The sequence below is a fragment of the Novosphingobium sp. genome (assembly GCF_965214355.1).
Taxonomy (GTDB): Bacteria; Pseudomonadota; Alphaproteobacteria; order Sphingomonadales; family Sphingomonadaceae; genus Novosphingobium.
This window is the reverse complement of the sequence record NZ_CBDCBI010000002.1, coordinates 2,358,698-2,377,800: the sequence shown is the minus strand read 5'-3', so window position 1 is coordinate 2,377,800 and position 19,103 is coordinate 2,358,698. Positions and strand designations below refer to the sequence as shown.

Genomic DNA, 19,103 nt, shown 5'->3' with positions numbered 1-19,103 from the left:
GCATCTGGTCACGGGGTTATCGCCGCTATAGGCACTGGGTTTGGGTGAGGTCGCGATCTGGCAAACAGACCGTCCAGAGGGAGACAGCGAAGCATGGCGCAAGATAAAGGCCTATCCCTGGCAGAGACGCCGGTCGGCACCGGGAGGCTGTTCGGCGGGTCGGTGTTTGCCGAGGCATCTGCGCGGCAATGGTATGTGCTGCTGGTGCTCAGCCTGATCTACGCGCTCAATATCGCCGATCGTTATGTGATCAGCACGCTGATGGAATCGATGAAGCTCGACCTGCATCTGACTGATACCGGCGTTGCGGTGCTGAGCGGAGTCGGGCTCGCGCTGTTTTATGTCACTGCGGGCATTCCGATTTCGTGGCTGGCGGATCGCTACAGCCGCCGCAATATCCTGGCCGCTTCGTTGGTGATCTGGTCGGCGATGACCGTACTGACCGGATTGTCGCGCACGTTTTTCCAGATGCTTGGCGCGCGCGTGCTGGTCGGTGTCGGCGAAAGCGGGGGGACGCCGCCCTCGACATCGATGCTGGCGGATTATTTCCGGCCGCGGCATCAGACGGCGGTGCTGACGATCTGGGCGCTTGGTGCGTGCCTTGGCGCCTGGCTGGGGCAGGATATCGCCGGCCGGATCGCCGATGCGTTCGACTGGCGCACCGCGTTCCTGGCGATGGGCGTGCCCGGCGTGGTCATGGGCATCATCGTGTTCACGACATTGCGCGAACCCAAACGCGGCGTGATGAGCGACGGCAATGCGCCGGCTGCGGCGCCCGTTGAAGAAGCCGAAGTCCCGCAGTTCAGCGGCCTTTGGGCCATCCTCCGGCAGATGTTCGCCGACTTGTTGATCATTCTCAGGCAGCCCGCGACAATGCATCTGATCGTGGGCAGCGCGCTGACCGCATTGTGGGGATGGGGCCTGATGTGGTGGATGCCGACGTATCTGCAACGCACCTATCACATGACCACGGGTGAGGCGGGCGCAATGCTCGGGCCGATGCAATTGATTGCCGGCAGCCTGGCGACGGTGGGCACCAGCCTGTTCCTGGCGACGCCGATGATGGCCAATCCCAAGCGGGTGCTGCACCTGATGGCGCTGATCGTCGGGCTCACCACGATCCCGTCGTTCTTCATTTTCTGGACGCACAACCTGGCGATTACCAAAGTGTGCCTGTGGGTGATGGTGCCCGCGATGTATTTCTACATCGGGCCGTGCTTTGGCCTGCTCAACAATCTTGTGCAGCCGCATTTGCGCGCGATGGTCTCGGCCGTCACGCTGCTGGCGGCCAATATCTGCAACCTGGTGATCGCGCCGATGTTTGTCGGCATGGCGTCGGATTATTTCGGCGGCGTCAAAGGCGGCGACGCCGCCTCGTTACGGCTGGCGCTGATGATCCTGGCGCCGACCGGATTCTGGGCCGCATGGCATTACTGGTATGCGACGAAGAAAATTGACGCACAGCTGGCCGTTGTGCGGGGCGCGAAGCAAAGCTGATTCAAATCCGCCGCCTTGGCCCCGTTTCGCGCGGGGCGTGGATGCGGTGCAGCGTGCTGACGGTCCAGTCGCTTTTTTCCAGCAACCGCGCCTGTTCGCGTTGCAACGCTGCGGCGATTTCTTCGGCGTCGACAAGGCCAGTCAATTCGATTCCGCAGGTCGTATCCTGGGTCCAGCGGACGATGCCGTCGAGCTCGGCCGAACCGGGCAATGTCACCACCACGGCCTCACCCACTTGCGGGGGCGCGGTACGGCACGAAATGCCAAGGCCCCGCTCGGACAGATTGCGGATGACGATGGGGATTCGTGTGCCGCTGGCAAAACGCAGTGTGCCGCGCACCAGGCGCGCGCGCCGGGTATCGCGCAGCGGCGTGCCGGAAAACAGTTCGCGGTTGATAAACGACATGCGGCACGTCCTGTCAAAATCCGCGGCCGACATAGTCCGGCGCGGATCTCGATATACGCGAACGGGGTAAAGGGAGTCTTGCTGGCCTAGCCGGCAATGAAGGAAAGAGCGGCAATCTGCGCATCGGAAAACCCGCGATCGTGCAGCCGTTCGGCCAGTGCATCGATTGCCGGACCATGACGCGCGCTTTCACACAGGAAATCGCGCACCGGCTGCAACTCTGCGGGCACCGACCGGGCCGGACGATGCGAGACAAACTGGCTGATTTTCGCAAAGCCGCGCACAAACGGACCGGGACGCTCGCCACGCGCGCAACCGGCGCCCTGCACCTGTCGCAACGCAGCCTGGACATCGCGCCATTCGCCCGATGTCAGTGCGGGCAGGGCAGGGATTGTTGCGGGACGCGCGTTGCGGATGGCCATGGCGAGGGGTCTTTTTTATGGGTGGAGCAGGTTGCAAGTGCGTCATGGCCCCATCGGACCCATGACAATACCCCTATAAGTTGCAACGGTACGTTTCATTTTCCTGAACGTTTGCATTAGCTGTCTTACGCAAGTGCCGATATGGCGCATGCCTGTTCGGCACGGAGACCAGCGCCAATGAACAACCCGGGTACACCGACATTCGACCAGCTGCGCATCTTTCTGGCGATCGTCGATACCGGCAGCTTTGCCGGTGCCGGACGCCAGCTGGGGCGCGCGGTGTCGGTGATCAGCTATGGCATGTCGAATCTGGAGGTGCAGCTGGGCCTGGTGCTGTTCGAGCGTGAAGGCACGCGAAAGCCGCAACTGACCGTGGCGGGGCGTGCGCTGCTGGCAGAGGTCCGTGCGATCGCGGCGGGCGTCGACGGCCTGCGCGCCAAAGTCAAAGGGTTGCTGGGCGGGCTGGAGGCCGAGGTCGATCTGGCGGTCGATGTCATGCTGTCGGCCGAACGGCTGGGCCGGGTACTGCACGATTTTGCCGAGACGTTTCCCACCGTCCAATTGCGCCTGCATGTGGAGGCGCTGGGCGCGATCACCGGGCTGGTGCGTGATGGCACCGCGATCATCGGCGTATCCGGACCATTGGCGCTGGGCGTCGAGGGGCTGAATTCGGTTGCGGCGGGATCGACGCTGATGGTGCCAGTGGCGGCGCCCGATCATCCGCTGGCGCAGATCGGCGCGATCCCGCCGGGCCATGCGCGCGATCATGTGCAGCTCGTCTTGTCGGACCGCTCGCGCCTGACCGAGGGGCGCGATTTCGGCGTGATCAGCCGCAAGACCTGGCGCCTGGCCGATCTGTCCGCAAAACACGCGCTGCTGCGCGAAGGCGTGGGCTGGGGCAGCATGCCGCTGCCGATGGTGGCGGGCGATCTTGCCGCGGGCGCGCTGGTGCGGCTGAATCTGCCCGATCACAGCGGCGGCCGGTATGGGTTGTCGGCGATCTGGCGGACCGACGCGCCGCCGGGGCCGGCGGCCTCGTGGTTGCGCGATCAGTTTGTGGAGCTCGGGCGCCACGATGATGTGGCGCGCGTCGGGCTTTAGCGTATTTTTGAATAGGCGACGAAATCCCACCCATCCCCTTCGTCTTTTCGCGCAGGCGATAGCGCGGGCGGCCCGGAGGAAAGCGGGATCCCGGGTCAAGCCCGGGATGACGTGGGGGTGTAGTGTGGTTTGTAGGGCGCGAGGGCAAAAAAAGAGCCGACCGGTTGCCCGGTCGGCCTTTGAAAGTTTGGGAGAGGATGCCTGAAAGGCGAGTTTCAAATGGGCCCGCGCCGGTTATTGTGCAAGTGCGAAAGGCGGAAAGCTGGTTGCAAAAACTGCAAGAGGCTAAGCTGGGGTCAGCAACCGCAACGCCAGCGCCTCGGCAACGCGGATGCCATCGACCGCGGCGGACAAGATCCCGCCGGCATATCCGGCGCCTTCGCCGGCCGGATACAGCCCCGCCGTATTCACACTTTGCAGATCCGCCCCGCGCCGGATGCGCACCGGCGATGATGTACGTGTCTCGACGCCGGTCATGATCACGTCGGGATGGTCGTATCCGGGGATCTGGCGGCCGAACACCGGCAGCGCCTCGCGGATCGAGGCGATTGCGTAATCGGGCAGGCACTGGCCCAGATCGGTCAGTCGCACGCCGGGCTGGTACGACGGCACCACGCTGCCGAATGCGCCCGACGATGCCCGGCCGGCGACCAGATCGCCCACTTTCTGGCCGGGCGCATGGTAATCGCTGCCGCCGGCCGTGAAGGCCAGGCTTTCCCACTTGCGCTGGAACGCGATGCCTGCAAGCGGGCCGCCGGGATAGTCGCGGGCAGGGTCGATATCGACGACCAGGCCCGAATTGGCGTTGAATTCGGCGCGCGAATGCTGGCTCATGCCGTTGGTGACGACGCGGCCTTCCTCGCTGGTCGCCGCGACGACCTTACCGCCCGGACACATGCAGAAGCTGTAGACCGTGCGCCCGGTCCGGCATGCATGGGATGTCGCATAAGCGGCCGGGCCCAGCAGCTTGTTTCCCGCAAATGGGCCATAGCGGGCGGTATCGATCCAGCTTTGCGGATGTTCGATCCGCACGCCGATCGCAAACGGCTTGGCCTCGACATGCACGCCGCGATCGTGGAGCACCTGGAACGTGTCGCGCGCCGAATGGCCGACCGCCATGATCACGTGGTCCGCGGCCAGACGCGTTCCGTCCGACAGATGCAGCGCGGTCAAGGCTTGTGCGCCGTGCGAATCGCGCGCGATCTCGAAATCCTCGACCCGCGTTTCAAAGCGGTATTCACCGCCCAGCGCCTCGATCGTGGCGCGGATGCTCATCACCATCGTGACTAGGCGGAATGTGCCGATATGCGGATGCGCCTCCCACAAGATGTCGTCGGGCGCGCCGGCCTTGACGAATTCGACCAGGACCTTGCGGCCCAGGTGCCGGGGGTCCTTGATCCGGCTGTACAATTTGCCGTCGGAAAACGTGCCTGCGCCGCCTTCGCCAAACTGCACATTGGATTCCGCGTGCAGCACTGCGCGGCGCCACAGGCCCCAGGTGTCGCGGGTGCGTTCGCGCACGGCCTTGCCGCGCTCGATCACGATCGGCTTCAGCCCCATTTGCGCCAGGATCAGCGCCGCCATCAGCCCGCACGGGCCGGCGCCGATCACGACCGGGCGGGGGCCCTGCCAATCCACCGGCGCCACGACCGGAAAGCGATAGCCGGTGTCGGGCGAAGGGCGCACATCCTTGTCCCCGGCACAGTGCGCCAGCACGGCGGCTTCGTCCTGCACCGTCGCATCGACCGCATAGACCAGCTGGATATTGCTTTTGCGGCGCGCATCATTGCCGCGCTTGGCCAGGGCAAACCGGACGAGGGCACTGCGCGCAATCTGCAACCGCGCGCAGATCGCGGCCTCGAGATCGTCGGGGCCGTGGTCGATCGGCAGTTTGAGTTCGGTCAGGCGCAACATCGCATTGTCCCTAACCGGCGTGCATGCCGGGGGGAAGCCCGGATCGGTCGCTCAGTCCATTTCGCCCGCAGCGATCCGGTCGAACACCGCGGGGTGCAGTGCCACGTCGAATTCACATCCGACATCGAATTTGTCGACCCATTTGACCGCCGCGCGGCGTGGCGGCAGGCCGGGCAGCGTGATCCACAGCACTTCGCCCACGCGCATGCGTTCGATCGCGGCCAGCCGCACGCCATGGCACGACAGATCGAGCGTCACCCCGGCCATGCGCACAGTCGACCGGCGGTATTGCACGTTCGCATGCAGACCGAGCCGTTCGGAACGGCGCAAGCGGCCGGGATGGGTGGGATAGGAACCGGGTGCGTTCATGGATGGGCAGCTTTTTGCAGTCTGTTATCGAGACATCGGCGGCGATAATGCAGAATACCTTAATGTTCGATAGAGTCAGGTTAACAACGCGGCGAAAAAAAGGCCTTGGTTTACGGCAACAAGACCGCGACAAGATTGTGCGCCTGTCGCCGGGCCAGGGGGATGCCATGATGTTTCGCCAATCACGCCAGAGCCGCTCGCTCCGCATCGCGCTATTGTCTGTCGGGCTCGTCTGCGGGTTTGACGCCGGGCTTGCTCGCGCCCGGCCGGTCAGGCACGCGGTTGCGCCCGCGCCGCTCGTTTCGGCAGAGGCGATGCGCGTGCACCGGTCGTTGCTGACGCTCGACACGCATCTCGATACGCCCGAATTCCTGCATGTCCCGGGCTGGTCGATCATGGACCGCCATGATCCCGCGCGTGATTTCAGCCAGGTCGATGTGCCGCGCATGAAGCAGGGCCACCTCGATGGCGGGTTCTGGGCGATCTATACGCCGCAAGGACCGCTGACACCGCAGGCGACGCGCGCCGCGCGCTCGGCCGCGATCATGCGCGGGGTGGAAATTCGCGAAATGGTCGCCGCGCATCCCGCAGTGTTTGCGCTGGCCGACAAGGCGGCCGATGCGCCGCGCATTGCCGCCGGCGGCAAGCTGGTGGTGTTTCTGTCGATTGAAAACGCCTGGCCGCTGGGTGACGATGTGACGATGCTCGACGCGTTTTACGCGATGGGCGTGCGGATCTCGGGCTTTGCGCATTTTCGCAACAACCAGTTCGCCGACAGCTCGACGGACAAACCGCAATGGCACGGCCTGAGCCCCGCGGGCAAGGCGCTGCTCGCTGAAATGAACCGGCTGGGCGTGGTCGCCGATCTGTCGCACAGTTCGGATGGAGCGCTCGACGATGCGCTGGCGCTGTCAAAGGCGCCGATCATCCTGACGCATTCGGGATGCCGCGCGATTTTCGACCATCCGCGCAATATCGATGACGCACATCTGCGTGCGCTGGCGGCACAGGGCGGGGTGATCCAGGTCAACACCGTCTACATCAAGGCCGAAAAGCCCGACCCTGCGCGCGAGGCGGCGATGAAGGCGATGATGGCCAGGTATCCCGAGGGACGCGTGCTGACTGCCGGCGAACAAGCCGCGATGCTGGCCGAACGGCGCGCGATCATGGCCGCCCATCCGGTGGTCGACGGGCCAACCTTTGCCGATTTCTCGGCCAACCTGCTGCACGCGCTGAAAGTTGCAGGCGTCGATCATGTCGGCATCGGCGCCGACTGGGATGGCGGCGGCGGGGTGGCGGGCATGGAAGATGTGGCGGCGTTGCCCAAAGTGACCGAGCTGTTGCTGAAAGCCGGATACAGCCGCGAGGACGTTGCCAAAGTGTGGTCGGGCAATGTGTTGCGGGTGTTGGGTGCGGCCGAGGTCGAGGCGGCGAGCCTTCGTTCGCCGGACCAAAAACCCTAGTCTAGCGGACGTGCGTCTTGAGCCCGAGATGGGCGCCCAGGGCTTTCAGGTCGCGTTCGACCCCGTCGTTGACCAGCGCCTTCAGCGCCGGCTGCACCGTCAGCACCAGGCGGTCGTTGGCCACGGTCAGGCTGCTGCCCGACAGCCCTTGCGGCGCGCACGTGCTGAACCGGCGGCACAGGCGGGTCGACAGCCCCCAGGCCTGTGCCTCGCGCAGCGATTCCGGGCTGACCAGCGCGGCCAGCTGCGGTGGCACGTCGAGCCGGCCGGCATGTGCCAACATCGCCACCGCCAGCATCACGCGTTCGGTCGTTCCGGCGCCGACCCAGCGTTTGCGCAGGGCCCAGTCGCGCGCGATATCGCCGCGCAGGTTGGGCTCGACGGTCGATGCGGCCAGGCACAGCATGGTCGTGGCGAGCCGCAGCCGTTCGCGCCGCTCGATGCCCGAGGGCGGGCTCGCCGCGACGGTCCAGCCGGCGACCATGGCCGCGATCTGCGGGGGAATGCCCTGTTCCTGCACGAAGGCCGACATGCCCGCGACCAGCGGATCCTGCGTGCGGATGCCTGCCGGCATATCCTCGACCAGCACGCCTTCGCGCAGGCCCCATGACGAAAACACCAGCCTGGCAGGGTTCAGCCGGCGGATCAGCACGGCCAGCAGCGCGGCGGTATCAGGCAGGCTGTTCATGCGCCCGGTCGAAATCCCCGCCAGCGGCACCAGCAATTCGGGACGCCGGTGGACCAGCGTCTTGGCCAGGCGCAGCGCGCTCGGGGCATCGATCTCGAACCCGTGCGGATCATCGATCGCCCAATCGAGCCGGGCCATCGCATAGCGCGCAAACGCGCGCAGCGATCCGCCGACCAGATACAGCGTCGCGCCCGGCTCTGCGGTCCAGGCTGCATTTCGCAGCATCCGCGCGATGGCTTCGCCGAATTTGCGATCGCCGCCCGCACGCAGTGCCGCCAGTCGCAAGGTGCCCAGCGGCATCGACGTGCCGTGGCGGCAGGATGCACCGTCGATATCGACCAGTTCCAGGCTGCCCCCGCCCAGATCGCCGACGATACCACGCGCACCGGGAAAAGCGCCGAGCACGCCGTGCGCGCTGGTTTCGGCCTCCTGCTCACCGCTCAGCAGCCGGGGCGCAAAGCCCATTTCGGTCACTTTGTCGAGAAACGCCTGACCATTGCCGGCATCGCGCACCGCAGCAGTCGCCACGACATCGACGCGGTCGACGCCGCGCAGCAGAAGCAGCGCGCGATAGCGGGCGAGCGCGGCGAGGGCGGCCGCACTGGCCCGCGGACCCAGCAGGCCGTTTTCCGCGACGCCTTTGCCCAGCCGCGCAGTGACTTTTTCGTTGTGGAGCACAGCAGGCGCACGCACCGGGCCACCATAGATGACCAGGCGGACGGTGTTCGATCCGATGTCGATGATCGCGCGCATCGGAATGCGCGGCGCGCGGCGGTCTGACGGGGTCATGATCGTTTCAGGTTCACTTGGCCGTCGCGCCGCCGCGACGCAGCGCCAGTTTGGGCACTTTGCGTCCTTTGGTCAGGGCGGCGCCGCGACCCGATAGCGAAGGGTTGGTCATGAAATACCGATGCAGGTTGAAGGGTTGCGAACCCGGTGCGACGCGATGCGAATTGCCCGAACTGTCAAGCTGCCAGCTCTGCTCGGTGTCAAGCAGATTGGCCAGCATCACCTGGTCGAGCACCTGATCGTGCACGGTACCGTTGCGGATCGGCACCAGTACTTCGACCCGGCGATCGAGATTGCGGCTCATGCCGTCGGCAGAGGAGATGTAGACGCGCGCGCGCCGGTTGGGCATCGCGCCGCCATTGCCGAACGCCCAGATCCGGCTGTGTTCGAGAAACCGCCCGATCACCGATTTGACCGAGATCGTATCCGACAGCCCGGGCACGCCGGGGCGCAGGCAGCAGATGCCGCGCACGACCAGGCTGATCGACACGCCTGCGCGCGCTGCCAGATACAATCGGTCGATCAGGTCGGGATCGGTCAGCGCGTTCAATTTGGCCCAGATCGTGCCGGGCTTGCCCGCGCGGACAAACGCGATCTCGCGATCGATGCATTCATATAGCCGAGAGCGCACGCCGCCGGGCGAAATCGCCAGCATTTCGGTACCGCGCGGCTCGATATAGCCGGTGATGAAATTGAACAGCAGCCCGGCATCGCGGCCAAAGCGCGGATCGGCGGTGAAGAACGACATGTCGGTATAGATGCGCGCGGTCAGCGGGTGGTAATTGCCCGTGCCGAAGTGGCAATACGTGCGATAGCCATCGCCTTCGCGGCGCACGACCATCGACACTTTGGCGTGGGTTTTCCAGTCGACGAAGCCGTAGATGACCTGCACCCCGGCGCGCTCGAGCTGGCTGGCCCAGTGCAGGTTCTGCTCCTCGTCGAAACGCGCCTTCAGCTCGACCACGGCGGTGACCGATTTGCCCGATTCAGCAGCCGCGATCAGCGCCGCAATCACGGCCGATTGCTTGCCGGCGCGATACAGCGTCTGCTTGATCGCCACGACATCGGGGTCGGATGCGGCCTGGCGCAGAAAATCGACGACCACGTCGAAGCTTTCGAACGGATGCTGGACCACGATGTCCTTTTCGCGCATCGCGGCAAAGCAGTCGCCATTGTGTTCCAGGATGCGCTCGGGATAGCGCGGCGTATAGGGTTCGAACTTCAGGTCGGGGCGCTCGTCATCGATCAGCGCCGACAGACCCGACATCGACAGCGGCCCGCGCGACGAGATGATCAGCGCGTAGTCGAGCCGCATCTGCTGGCGCAACATCGCTTCGGCACCGGCGTCGAAATTGGCTTCGAGCGACAGCACGATCACCCGCCCGCGCCGGCGCCGCTGGATCGCGGTGCGGAAATAGCGCACCAGGTCCTCGGCATCTTCCTCGATTTCGATATCGCTGTCGCGCAGCACGCGGAACATGCCGCTGCCGTGGATGCGAAACCCCGGGAACATCCGCGCGGCCTTGCGCTTGATCAGTTCCTCGATTGCGATCCACGTCGCCGGCTGGTTTTGCAGGGGGTCACTGGGCAAGCGGACATAGCGCGGCATCGCTGGCGGGATCAGCACCATTTCGTTGACCGCCGCGGCATCGGCGACGCGCACCAGCGAAAACAGGATGCCGCTGCCCTGGTTGGCAATGAACGGAAACGGATGCGCCGGGTCGATCGCCTGCGGCGTGAGCGCGGGTAACACATGCGTTTCGAAATAGTCGGCGAGGAAATCGCTTTCCGGCTTGGTCAGGCGACGATCGGTGATCAGGCGCACGCCCTGTTCGTCAAGCAGCGCGGTCAGCTCGGTGAAAATCGCATATTGCGCCTCGACCAGATTGCAGATCGCGCCGTGCAGATCCTGCAACTGCTGACCCGCGGATTGACCATCGAGCGATTTTTCGTCGATCTGGTTGCGCACTTGCGCGGCCAGGCCCGCCACGCGGACCATGATGAATTCATCGAGATTGCTGCCCGAAATCGACAGGAAGCGCAGCCGTTCGAGCAGCGGATAATCGGGGTTCTGCGCCTCGGCCAGCACGCGGCGGTTGAACAGCAGCCAGCTGAGCTCGCGGTTGAAGAACCGGTCGGCGGGTAGCTCGGCCAGATCGGCGGCATGGGTGTGCGCGCCTGGCTCGATCAGCGAACCGGTGTGATCGAGCGCGGAGATATGCGGAAAGACGTGCGGGATAACGGCCATGATCGCGCTTGTGTGACTCCATTGTTACACTTCTCAGTGTCTTTGCACGCGGGTGCACCGTGCTGGCAAGCGGGATGGTTGCTATGTCACAACATCGGCCGGGAACCACCGTTCCGGCGTCGTTCCGTGCCGATGATAGGCTGGCTTTCGCCGCGAAAAGAACTCCTACTATTTCTACTTTTTAAGTAGAGTATAAGATGGGCTTCGTCGAGCCGGTCCGGGTAACGGGGGCTTGGCATGGCGATCTTGATACCAGCACGGGCGCGTCGGCGCCTTGACCTGACACGCCGGCGCATGAGGCGCCCGGCGCGATCACGATTGCCAGGGGTTGCCGATAATCATCTGTTCGGGGATTATGTTCATGTCTTTGCGCCTCTTGCTGACTGCTGCTGCGCCGCTTGCGTTGATCGCGGCACACCCCGCCCTGGCGGCTGCGCCCGCTGCGGCGCCTTCCGTGCCGCCTGCGGCAACCACGAGCGCCGACGCCGATGACGGCATCATCCTGGTGACTGCGCGCCATCGCGCCGAAACGTCGCAGGCGGTGCCGATTTCGCTGTCGGTGCTCGATGCGGCGCATATCGACCGGACCGGTGCGTTCAATATCGACCGGGTGCAGCAATTGACCCCGACGTTGCAGTTCTATTCGCAAAACCCGCGCAACACCTCGCTCAACATTCGCGGGCTGGGCGCGACGCTGGGCCTGACCAACGATGGTATTGAGCCGGGCGTCGGGGTCTATGTCGATGACGTCTATTATGCGCGGCCGGCCTCGGCGACGTTCGATTTCCTCGATGTCGAGCGGGTCGAAGTGCTGCGCGGGCCGCAGGGCACGCTGTATGGCAAGAACACGACTGCGGGTGCGATCAATATCACAACGCGCCCGCCGTCGTTCGATTTTACCGCGCGCGGTGAAGCGTCGGTCGGCAACGAGGGCTTCTATCAGTTCAAGGGCGCGGTGTCGGGCCCGCTGAGCGACAAGGTCGCGGTGCGCCTGGCGATTTCGTCGACCAACCGCGACGGCAATGTGCTGAACGCCCATACCGGCAAGGAGATCAACGGGCAGAACAATATCGGCGGTCGCGGGCAGATCCTGTGGAAGCCCAGCGATTCGGTCCGGATCACGCTGGCGGCCGATTACAACCGCCAGAACCCCGATTGCTGCGGGTTTGTCTATGTCCGCGTCGGAGAAACCCAGCGTGCGCAGAACCGGCAGTTCAACGCGCTGGCGCAGACGGCAGGCTATACGCCGCCCAGCACCAATCCGTTTGCGCGGATCGCCGATCTCGATACGCCGCTGCGCGCGTTGAACGAAGTCGGCGGTGTGTCGCTGAAAGCCGTGGTCGATACCGGCATCGGCACGGTGACGTCGGTCACGGCGTGGCGGTTCTGGCACTGGGACCCTTCGAACGACCGCGATTATACCGGCTTGCCGGTGACCACGGTGTCGCAGAACCCGTCGCAACAGCACCAGGTTTCGCAGGAATTGCGCCTGACGCACGAAGGCAAGACGCTCGACTTTACGGTCGGGCTGTTCGGGTTCGACCAGGTCGTGCGCACCGAGGGGTCACAAGTCCAGGGCTCGGCCGCAAGCAAGTGGTTGCTGGCGCCATCTGCCAGCCCAACCAATTGCTATAACACCAATTGCCTCGATGGGTTGTCGTCGACCAACAGCATCGGGCTGCGCAATGACAGTGTTGCGCTGTATGGCCAGCTGACCTGGAAACCGACCGACTCGTTTTCGATCCAGCCCGGCGTCAGAGTGAACTACGATTACAAGAACGGCTACTACAGCTCGGTCGTGACAAACGCTGCGGGCGCTCCGGTGCAGTTCGCCACTGCCCCTGCCGTCAATACTTCAGCGCAATTGTCACAGCTGTCGCAACTGGCGCCGGAAAATTTCAACGCGATCTACAGCGCGTGGAACGTGTCGTACGATGTGACCGCCAGCTATGCGTTCAACCGCGATATTCACGGGTATGCTTCGTATGCCCACACGTTCAAATCGGGCGGGATCAATCTCAACGGCGTTCCGGCGGCGGCCAACGGTGCGCCGCTGCTGCAATTCGCCTCGATCAAACCCGAAAACGAGGACCATTTCGAGGTCGGGATCAAGACGCAGTGGTGGGGCCGGCGCCTGACCATCAATGCCGATGCGTTCCGTACGGAGATCCACAATTACCAGGCGCTGGTCAACAATGGCCAGCAGAGCGCGCTGCGCGGGTATGTCGACAGCGCGCCGTTCGTGCGGGTGCAGGGCGCCGAGTGGGACATCACGTTGCGCCCGAGCCCGAGGTTCAACGCCTATTTCAACGGGGCGTACAACGACGCCAAATACATCCGCTTTCCCGCCGCGCCATGCCCGCCAGAGCTGTCTGGCGGCACGGCCGTCGCGGCCGGGCAGACTGCGGCACCGGCAGGTGTTCCGGGCCTCAGCCCGGTGTCGTGCGACATTTCGGGGCAACGCCTGCCCGGTATTTCGAAACTGGCGCTGTCGTTCGGCGGTGAAGCCAATCTACCGGTGACATTGCTGAACCATGCCGGTGAGATCTATGCCGGTGTCGATGGCAATTATCGCTCGTCGTTTTCGTCGAACCCTTCGCCATCGGCCTATACCTGGGTCAATGGCTATACGCTGACCAATGTGCGCGCGGGGTTCCGCACCGAACACGGGTTCGACATTTACGGCTGGGTGCGCAATGCGTTCAATGTCGGGTATTATCAGCAGTTGCTGGTGGGCCCGGGCAGCACCGGGCTGATCGTCGGGCAGCTGGGCGATCCGCGTACGTATGGCGTGACCGCGCGGTTTGTTTTGTAAGTGGACGCGATCTCCTGACTCCAAGCCCGGGATGACGAGCAGGGCGAGGTTGGGAGGCGTCTTGCGGGCGATTTCACCCCGCAACCATTGCGCGCAGCCCGGCAAAGTAGAACCGCGTATAGTCCGCCGCCCAGCGTTCGATTTCATCGGGCGACGATGCGCCCTCTGTATGGGCGAGCTTGGCATGGCCGATCAGGCCCTCGATCCACAGGCGCGCGGCGAATGCGGGCTCGACCCCGTTGCTTGCCCGCGCGCCGAGCCTGCAGCTGTCGGCCAGCGATTCGCCGATCGATTCGATCGCATCGCGATAGGCCTGGGCGCGCATGGGCTGGCCTTCGCCGGTTTCCTGTTCCAGCCAGTCGATCAGCCGCTCCATCAGCGCGCCGTCGGGCGAGAACAGGCCTTTCATCGTGTTGGCCGCGCGCAGGCAGAACGCATCCTCGACCGCCAGGTCGTGACCAGCCGACTTGAAAAAATCGCTGCGTATGACGATCCGCCGCGCCAGCAGCGCGCGCATCAGTTCGCGTTTGCCCGGAAAGCGTGAATAGATTGTCGCCTTGCCGATGTGCGCGTGGCGCGCAACGCGATCGAAGGTAAAACCCTCGAAACCGGCCGTCAGCAGCACGTCCCAGCTGGCATCCAGGATACGGCCCGACAGGGCCTCGGCCTCGGCAACCGATGGCCGGCCGCGCCGGACGAACGCAGCGGCAAGGCAATCATCGAATTTGGCATCGAATTTGGCAGCCTCGAACTCGCCCAGATCCACAGGTTGGGCGTCCGTGATGACCGGGCCCAATTCGTTCCCGTCAGTGTCTGACGTTGCTGTAGGCTCCCGAGAATTCGGGTCGGAGGGTGGCCTGGACATTATCCTGCGACTTGTCGATTGCCGCAGGCTGCGTGCCCGGCTGGTCCTGGCCGTTGAAAAACATTTCTGCGCGATGCAGCGGGCAGGTCATGACCAGCCCTTCGGTATAGGCGTGCAAAAAGCGCCGTCCCATGCTTGATACCCAGCTCATCCGTCTCACCTATCCACCTTATTGGCTTTCTAGATGGCCAGTGTGCCCGAATTTTGGGCATGGTCAAGACGGTATAAATGGAACGCGCACGGCTCATTTGCGCGGTTCCTGGGCTTCCCAGCCAAGCCCCAGCGACTTTTCGACGGCGATGAAATCGGTGGTCAGTTGCGCTGTTGCCGACAGCGTATTGAGCTGGATGTGCAGCGCCTGGCGCTGCGCCGAGAGCGCCTCGGCGCGCGACAATGTGCCGCCGTCGGCGCGCTTGCCCTGCAAGGTCGCCATGTGCAGCGCGGCGTCATGCTGCTCGATCGCCTTGGCCAGGGTGATCCGCTGCCCGCCGAACCGCGTCAGCGAATTTTCCGCATCCTGCAAGGCACCGAGCACTTTCGATCGGTAATTCGCCTCCGCTTCGGCGAGCGCGCCGCGTGCGCCGCGCTCGGCCGCTTTGGCGCGGCCGCCGTCGAGCAGGTTCCATTTCAGCTGCGGCAACAGCAGCGCGATCAGGCTGCTGGGCTGAAACGCTTCGCCGATGTTCGTACCGCCGAGTCCCAGGATGCCGGTAAAGCTGATCGAGGGGAACTTGTCCGCGATCCGCGCGCCCAGGTCGGCGTTGGCGGCTGCCAGCTGGCTTTCGGCCATGCGGATATCGGGGCGGTGGCGCAACAGCCGTGCCGGATCGCCTACGGCGACATTGGCCGGCGCCAGCGGCACCGCGCCCGGCGTCGCAATCAACGCATCGAGCGCGCCGGGTTCACGCCCGGACAGCACCGCCAGCTGATCGGCCAGCACCGTGATCTGGACATGCGTATCGGCCAGGTCGCTCTGGCTTTGCGCCAGGGCCGAATGCGCGGTGTCGACGGTCTGTTGCGCGACGGTGCCGCGTGCAAACCGGTCCTGCGCGGCCGACAACAAACGCGTGTCATAATCGACCTGCTGCACCAGCACGGCGGCGATCGCCTGTTGTGCGCGCAACATCACATAATCGCGCGCGATTTCGGCCGACAGCGTGACCGCTACGTCTTGCGCCGAGGCGGCGGCATTGGCCGAACGATAGCGCGCAGCCTCGATCTTGCGCGCGCTGCCGCCGAACAGGTCGATTTCCCACGAAGCCTGGATATTGTCGGCATAGACCTGTTCCGACAGGCGGCCATTGCGATTGAGGATCGCGCCGGGCAAGTCCGCTTCGGCCGCGAGCACACCGACCGACGCGCTGGGCAACAGCGCGGCTTTCGCGCTCGACAGCGTGGCGCGCGACTGGTCGATGCGCGCCTTTGCGGCGGCGATGTCGGGCGATCCGGCCAGAGCGCGGGTGATCAGGTCATCAAGCGCGGGATCGCCGAACACTGTCCACCACTGCGCATCGGGCTGCGCCGCAGTGGCGACGCCCGGCGCGCGGACAAAGCTGCCACGCGCGGCGGCATCGGGCGCAACCGCGGGCGCGCCATGCCAGTTCGGGCCGACAGTGGTGCAGCCGGCGATCAGCGCCAGCGACGGCAGGACGCACAGGCGGGCGGAACGGAGCAGAACGGACATCAATGCATCGCCATCTTGTGGTGGCCCTTTTGCAGCGGGCGCAGGAGCAGTATCAGCGGGGCGGCAAGGGCGATTGCAAACACCAGTGCCACGAATTCGTCGGTATAACTCAACACCAGCGCCTCGCGCATGACGGTGGCGTTGATCGATTGCAGCGCGCCGAGCGTGGCGTCATAGCCGACGCCGTTGGTCTGGCCCTGCAGCCAGGTCTGGACGGCGGTGCCATTGGCCGGGATCGCTTCGAACAGCCGCCAGTGGTGGAATTCGAGCCGCTTTTCCTGCAAGGTCGCCAGCAGCGCGAGCGAGATCGATCCGCCAAGGTTGCGCGCGGCGTTGAACAGCCCCGACGCATCGCCCGCCTCGTCGGGTTGCACGCTGGCAATCGCCGCCTGGTTGAGAAACAGCATCGAAAACGCCTGACCCAGCCCGCGCATCAGTTGCGACAGGAAGAAATCCGAACCGTCCGATGCCGCGGTCAGCGAGGTATCGAGCCAGCATGAGCCCATCATGACCATCAGGCCGAAAAAGATCGCGACGCGCAGATCGATCCGCGCGACCAGGATCGGAAACATCGGCATCATCAATCCGGCAGGAATGCCGGACAGGAACACGATCGATCCCGCCTGCTGCGCGTTGTACCCGGCGATCGCCGCGAGGAATTGCGGAATGACATAAGACGTGCCGTACAGCACCGCGCCGAGCACCAGGCCCAGCACGAACACTGCGGCAAATGTCCGGTTGCGCAACAGCGCCAGCTTGACCACCGGGCGCTTGGCATAGATCTGCCCCAGCCCGATCATGATGAAGCCGACGATCGTCACCGCGGTCAGGCGCCAGATCAGCATCGAATCGAACCACTGTTCGCGGTTGCCTTCCTCCAGCACGACGGTCAGCCCGCCGAGCCCGGCGCCCATGCCCAGGATGCCCAGGATGTCGGCCTGGCGCAGTTCGTCGAGCTTCATCGGCGCCGATTTCAGGCCGATGATCAGGAATGCGACCAGCATCAGGCACACCGGGATGTTGATGAAGAACGCATAGTGCCAGCTGTAGTTTTCGGTCAGCCAGCCGCCGACCAGCGGCCCCATCACCGGGCCCATGATCAGGGTCGAGCCGAACAGCGCGGTGCCGATCGGCTGTTGATGGCGGGGCAGGCGCGTGGCGATGATCGTCATGCCGGTCGGGATCATCGCCCCGCCGGTAAAGCCCTGGCCGACGCGGCCGATGATCATCTGGGTCAGCGTCGTCGACAACCCGCATTCGATCGAAAACAGCGTGAACAGCGTCGCCATCACCAGCAGGAACCGTTTCAGGCCGAACACGCGTTCCAGCCAGCCGGTCAGCGGAATGATGATGATTTCGGACACCAGGTACGATGTCGCGATCCAGGTGCCCTCAGTCGACGAAGCGCCGATTTCGCCCTGGATCGTCGGCAGCGCCGAATTGACGATCGAAATGTCGAGCGTCGCCATCAGCGCGCCAACCGCACCGGCCACGACTGCCAGCCAGGCGGTCAGGTCGGCATTCTGCGGTTTGCGCAACCCGTCCGGCATCGCGGCGGCAATGACATCGTCGGGGATGGCATCTGGCGCTGTGGGAATGGCGGAACTCATTGGCCGTTCTGCTTTTCCTCGTTGCGGATCTGGTGGATCGCGCCGCGTGCAGACAGCGTGTCGATCTCTACGCGCAGCGACAGGCCCGGCACGAGCACGCGGCGCGCCTCGGGCCCGGCCTCGATGCGGATGCGCACGGGCACGCGCTGCACGATCTTGGTAAAGTTGCCGGTCGCGTTCTGCGGTGGGATCAGCGAAAATGTGGCGCCCGTGCCCGGGGTAATGCTTTCGACCACGCCATGGAATTCCACGCCGGGCAAGGCATCGACATCGATCGTCGCGGGCTGGCCCGGGCGCATCAGGCCGATCTGGGTTTCCTTGTAATTGGCTTCGATATAGATCGCCTGAACGGGCACGACCGTCATCAGGCGCTGGCCAGGCTGGACATATTGCCCGACGCGCACCGACGACGATGCGACCTGGCCGTTGATCGGCGCGACCAGGCGCGTCGTATTCAGATCGGTGCGTGCTGCATTGGATTGCGCGGTGGCCGCTTCGATCTGGGCTCTGGTCTGGCCAAGCTGCGCGCGCGCCGATTCGAGCTTGCCATTGGCGGCGGCAAGCGCGGCCTGTTGCGAAGCAACCGTGGCGGCCGCCTTGTCGCGGTTCGATGCCATCTGGTCGAGCGTCTGCTTCGGTTCGGCCCCGTCGGCAACGAGCGGACGATAGCGCGCGACTTCGCCGGTATAATACGCCAGATCGCGCTGGGCATTGACGATCGCGGCGCGCGCCTGGGCCACGCCGGCCTTGGCTTCGGTAATGCCGGCATGGGTCGTGGCGAGGCCCGACTTTGCGACATCTTGCTGCGCGGTCAGCTGTTGCAGCTTGATCCGGTAATCGGTCGGATCGACATCGACCAGCAACTGGCCCGCCTTGACCGGCTGGTTGTCAGCCACGGCGACAGTACGGACGTAGCCTGCCAGTTTCGAACTGATCGTCACGCCATCGGCCTTGATGTTCGCATCGTCGGTCGATTGCACATACTGGCCGTGGTTGATGTAGCCGATGTATTCGTAGATCCCGACGGCGATGCCCAGGATCAGCGCGATCGTCGCCGCACTGCGCAACAGGCGCCGGCGAACGGGGTTTCCGACAGTCGGGGACGCGGTTTCGGGCGGCAATGTGTCGGTCTGGGCGGTCATCGGGTATCCTGGTGGTGCGATGGCGAATGTGTCGTTCGAATGCGGTTATAGCATATCCGGATTAATGGAACACTTTCGTTCTGTTTTCGT

General features: G+C 64.6%; 15 protein-coding genes. 4 read left to right on the top strand and 11 right to left on the bottom strand.

Features of this window, described 5'->3' with window-relative positions:
- Nucleotides 1-93: 93 nt before the first annotated feature.
- Entirely contained in the window at nucleotides 94-1,497 is a 1,404-nt protein-coding gene (locus tag ACOOE2_RS11200; protein ID WP_420383083.1) for an MFS transporter, read from the top strand.
- Nucleotide 1,498: 1 nt separating this feature from the next.
- Here ACOOE2_RS11200 and ACOOE2_RS11195 read toward each other — a convergent pair whose 3' ends face one another.
- Both ACOOE2_RS11195 and ACOOE2_RS11190 read right to left on the bottom strand, forming a co-directional pair.
- Entirely contained in the window at nucleotides 1,499-1,903 is a 405-nt protein-coding gene (locus ACOOE2_RS11195) for a PilZ domain-containing protein (RefSeq protein ID WP_420383082.1), read from the bottom strand.
- 86 nt (nucleotides 1,904-1,989) lie between these two features.
- Nucleotides 1,990-2,325 carry a hypothetical protein gene (locus ACOOE2_RS11190; protein WP_420383081.1) on the bottom strand — a complete coding sequence of 112 codons (336 nt, stop codon included), beginning with the start codon at nucleotides 2,323-2,325 and terminating at the stop codon, nucleotides 1,990-1,992.
- Nucleotides 2,326-2,502: 177 nt separating this feature from the next.
- On the opposite strand from ACOOE2_RS11190, the gene ACOOE2_RS11185 reads away from it, so the two are divergent.
- Nucleotides 2,503-3,426: a LysR family transcriptional regulator gene (locus tag ACOOE2_RS11185; protein ID WP_420383080.1), complete on the top strand. Its 924-nt coding sequence runs from the start codon at nucleotides 2,503-2,505 to the stop codon at nucleotides 3,424-3,426.
- A gap of 285 nt (nucleotides 3,427-3,711) precedes the next feature.
- Here the strand turns inward: ACOOE2_RS11185 and ACOOE2_RS11180 are convergent, their stop codons facing one another.
- Nucleotides 3,712-5,340, bottom strand: a complete 1,629-nt coding sequence (locus ACOOE2_RS11180) for an NAD(P)/FAD-dependent oxidoreductase (RefSeq protein WP_420383079.1) — start codon at nucleotides 5,338-5,340, stop codon at nucleotides 3,712-3,714.
- A gap of 51 nt (nucleotides 5,341-5,391) precedes the next feature.
- Nucleotides 5,392-5,709, bottom strand: a complete 318-nt coding sequence (locus ACOOE2_RS11175) for a PilZ domain-containing protein (RefSeq protein WP_420383078.1) — start codon at nucleotides 5,707-5,709, stop codon at nucleotides 5,392-5,394.
- A gap of 170 nt (nucleotides 5,710-5,879) precedes the next feature.
- On the opposite strand from ACOOE2_RS11175, the gene ACOOE2_RS11170 reads away from it, so the two are divergent.
- Nucleotides 5,880-7,172 carry a dipeptidase gene (locus ACOOE2_RS11170; protein ID WP_420383077.1) on the top strand — a complete coding sequence of 431 codons (1,293 nt, stop codon included), beginning with the start codon at nucleotides 5,880-5,882 and terminating at the stop codon, nucleotides 7,170-7,172.
- 1 nt (nucleotide 7,173) lies between these two features.
- Here the strand turns inward: ACOOE2_RS11170 and ACOOE2_RS11165 are convergent, their stop codons facing one another.
- Together ACOOE2_RS11165 and ACOOE2_RS11160 are read right to left on the bottom strand one after the other, a co-directional pair.
- Complete coding sequence (locus ACOOE2_RS11165; protein ID WP_420383076.1) at nucleotides 7,174-8,649, bottom strand: exopolyphosphatase; 1,476 nt, start codon at nucleotides 8,647-8,649, stop codon at nucleotides 7,174-7,176.
- 13 nt (nucleotides 8,650-8,662) lie between these two features.
- Nucleotides 8,663-10,897: an RNA degradosome polyphosphate kinase gene (locus ACOOE2_RS11160; RefSeq protein ID WP_420383075.1), complete on the bottom strand. Its 2,235-nt coding sequence runs from the start codon at nucleotides 10,895-10,897 to the stop codon at nucleotides 8,663-8,665.
- 361 nt (nucleotides 10,898-11,258) lie between these two features.
- Between ACOOE2_RS11160 and ACOOE2_RS11155 the strand changes: the two genes are divergently transcribed.
- Complete coding sequence (locus tag ACOOE2_RS11155; RefSeq protein WP_420383074.1) at nucleotides 11,259-13,712, top strand: TonB-dependent receptor; 2,454 nt, start codon at nucleotides 11,259-11,261, stop codon at nucleotides 13,710-13,712.
- 73 nt (nucleotides 13,713-13,785) lie between these two features.
- On the opposite strand, the gene ACOOE2_RS11150 is transcribed toward ACOOE2_RS11155, so the two are convergent.
- The 5 genes from ACOOE2_RS11150 to ACOOE2_RS11130 form a co-directional block, all read right to left on the bottom strand.
- A complete protein-coding gene (locus tag ACOOE2_RS11150; RefSeq protein WP_420383073.1) occupies nucleotides 13,786-14,478 on the bottom strand; it encodes a helix-turn-helix domain-containing protein in 693 nt (230 codons plus the stop codon).
- Between the two features lie 40 nt (nucleotides 14,479-14,518).
- Entirely contained in the window at nucleotides 14,519-14,710 is a 192-nt protein-coding gene (locus ACOOE2_RS11145; protein WP_420383072.1) for a hypothetical protein, read from the bottom strand.
- 111 nt (nucleotides 14,711-14,821) lie between these two features.
- Entirely contained in the window at nucleotides 14,822-16,261 is a 1,440-nt protein-coding gene (locus tag ACOOE2_RS11140; protein ID WP_420383071.1) for an efflux transporter outer membrane subunit, read from the bottom strand.
- The gene (locus ACOOE2_RS11135; RefSeq protein WP_420383070.1) at nucleotides 16,261-17,871 is read right to left on the bottom strand and encodes an MDR family MFS transporter; all 1,611 of its coding nucleotides are present in this window, start codon (nucleotides 17,869-17,871) and stop codon (nucleotides 16,261-16,263) included. The genes ACOOE2_RS11140 and ACOOE2_RS11135 overlap by 1 nt, the downstream gene beginning before the upstream one ends.
- Nucleotides 17,868-19,013 carry an HlyD family secretion protein gene (locus ACOOE2_RS11130; protein ID WP_420383069.1) on the bottom strand — a complete coding sequence of 382 codons (1,146 nt, stop codon included), beginning with the start codon at nucleotides 19,011-19,013 and terminating at the stop codon, nucleotides 17,868-17,870. The genes ACOOE2_RS11135 and ACOOE2_RS11130 overlap by 4 nt, the downstream gene beginning before the upstream one ends.
- Between the last annotated feature and the right edge of the window lie 90 nt (nucleotides 19,014-19,103).

Excerpts from the sequence above, each read along its gene's own strand:
- ACOOE2_RS11145 (WP_420383072.1), bottom strand. The coding sequence starts at position 14,710 with ATGGGACGGCGCTTTTTGCACGCCTATACCGAAGGGCTGGTCATGACC.
- ACOOE2_RS11135 (WP_420383070.1), bottom strand. The coding sequence starts at position 17,871 with ATGAGTTCCGCCATTCCCACAGCGCCAGATGCCATCCCCGACGATGTC.
- ACOOE2_RS11165 (WP_420383076.1), bottom strand. The coding sequence starts at position 8,649 with ATGACCCCGTCAGACCGCCGCGCGCCGCGCATTCCGATGCGCGCGATC.
- ACOOE2_RS11190 (WP_420383081.1), bottom strand. The coding sequence starts at position 2,325 with ATGGCCATCCGCAACGCGCGTCCCGCAACAATCCCTGCCCTGCCCGCA.
- ACOOE2_RS11180 (WP_420383079.1), bottom strand. The coding sequence starts at position 5,340 with ATGTTGCGCCTGACCGAACTCAAACTGCCGATCGACCACGGCCCCGAC.
- ACOOE2_RS11195 (WP_420383082.1), bottom strand. The coding sequence starts at position 1,903 with ATGTCGTTTATCAACCGCGAACTGTTTTCCGGCACGCCGCTGCGCGAT.
- ACOOE2_RS11140 (WP_420383071.1), bottom strand. The coding sequence starts at position 16,261 with ATGTCCGTTCTGCTCCGTTCCGCCCGCCTGTGCGTCCTGCCGTCGCTG.
- ACOOE2_RS11160 (WP_420383075.1), bottom strand. The coding sequence starts at position 10,897 with ATGGCCGTTATCCCGCACGTCTTTCCGCATATCTCCGCGCTCGATCAC.
- ACOOE2_RS11175 (WP_420383078.1), bottom strand. The coding sequence starts at position 5,709 with ATGAACGCACCCGGTTCCTATCCCACCCATCCCGGCCGCTTGCGCCGT.
- ACOOE2_RS11170 (WP_420383077.1), top strand. The coding sequence starts at position 5,880 with ATGTTTCGCCAATCACGCCAGAGCCGCTCGCTCCGCATCGCGCTATTG.
- ACOOE2_RS11185 (WP_420383080.1), top strand. The coding sequence starts at position 2,503 with ATGAACAACCCGGGTACACCGACATTCGACCAGCTGCGCATCTTTCTG.
- ACOOE2_RS11155 (WP_420383074.1), top strand. The coding sequence starts at position 11,259 with ATGTCTTTGCGCCTCTTGCTGACTGCTGCTGCGCCGCTTGCGTTGATC.
- ACOOE2_RS11200 (WP_420383083.1), top strand. The coding sequence starts at position 94 with ATGGCGCAAGATAAAGGCCTATCCCTGGCAGAGACGCCGGTCGGCACC.
- ACOOE2_RS11130 (WP_420383069.1), bottom strand. The coding sequence starts at position 19,013 with ATGACCGCCCAGACCGACACATTGCCGCCCGAAACCGCGTCCCCGACT.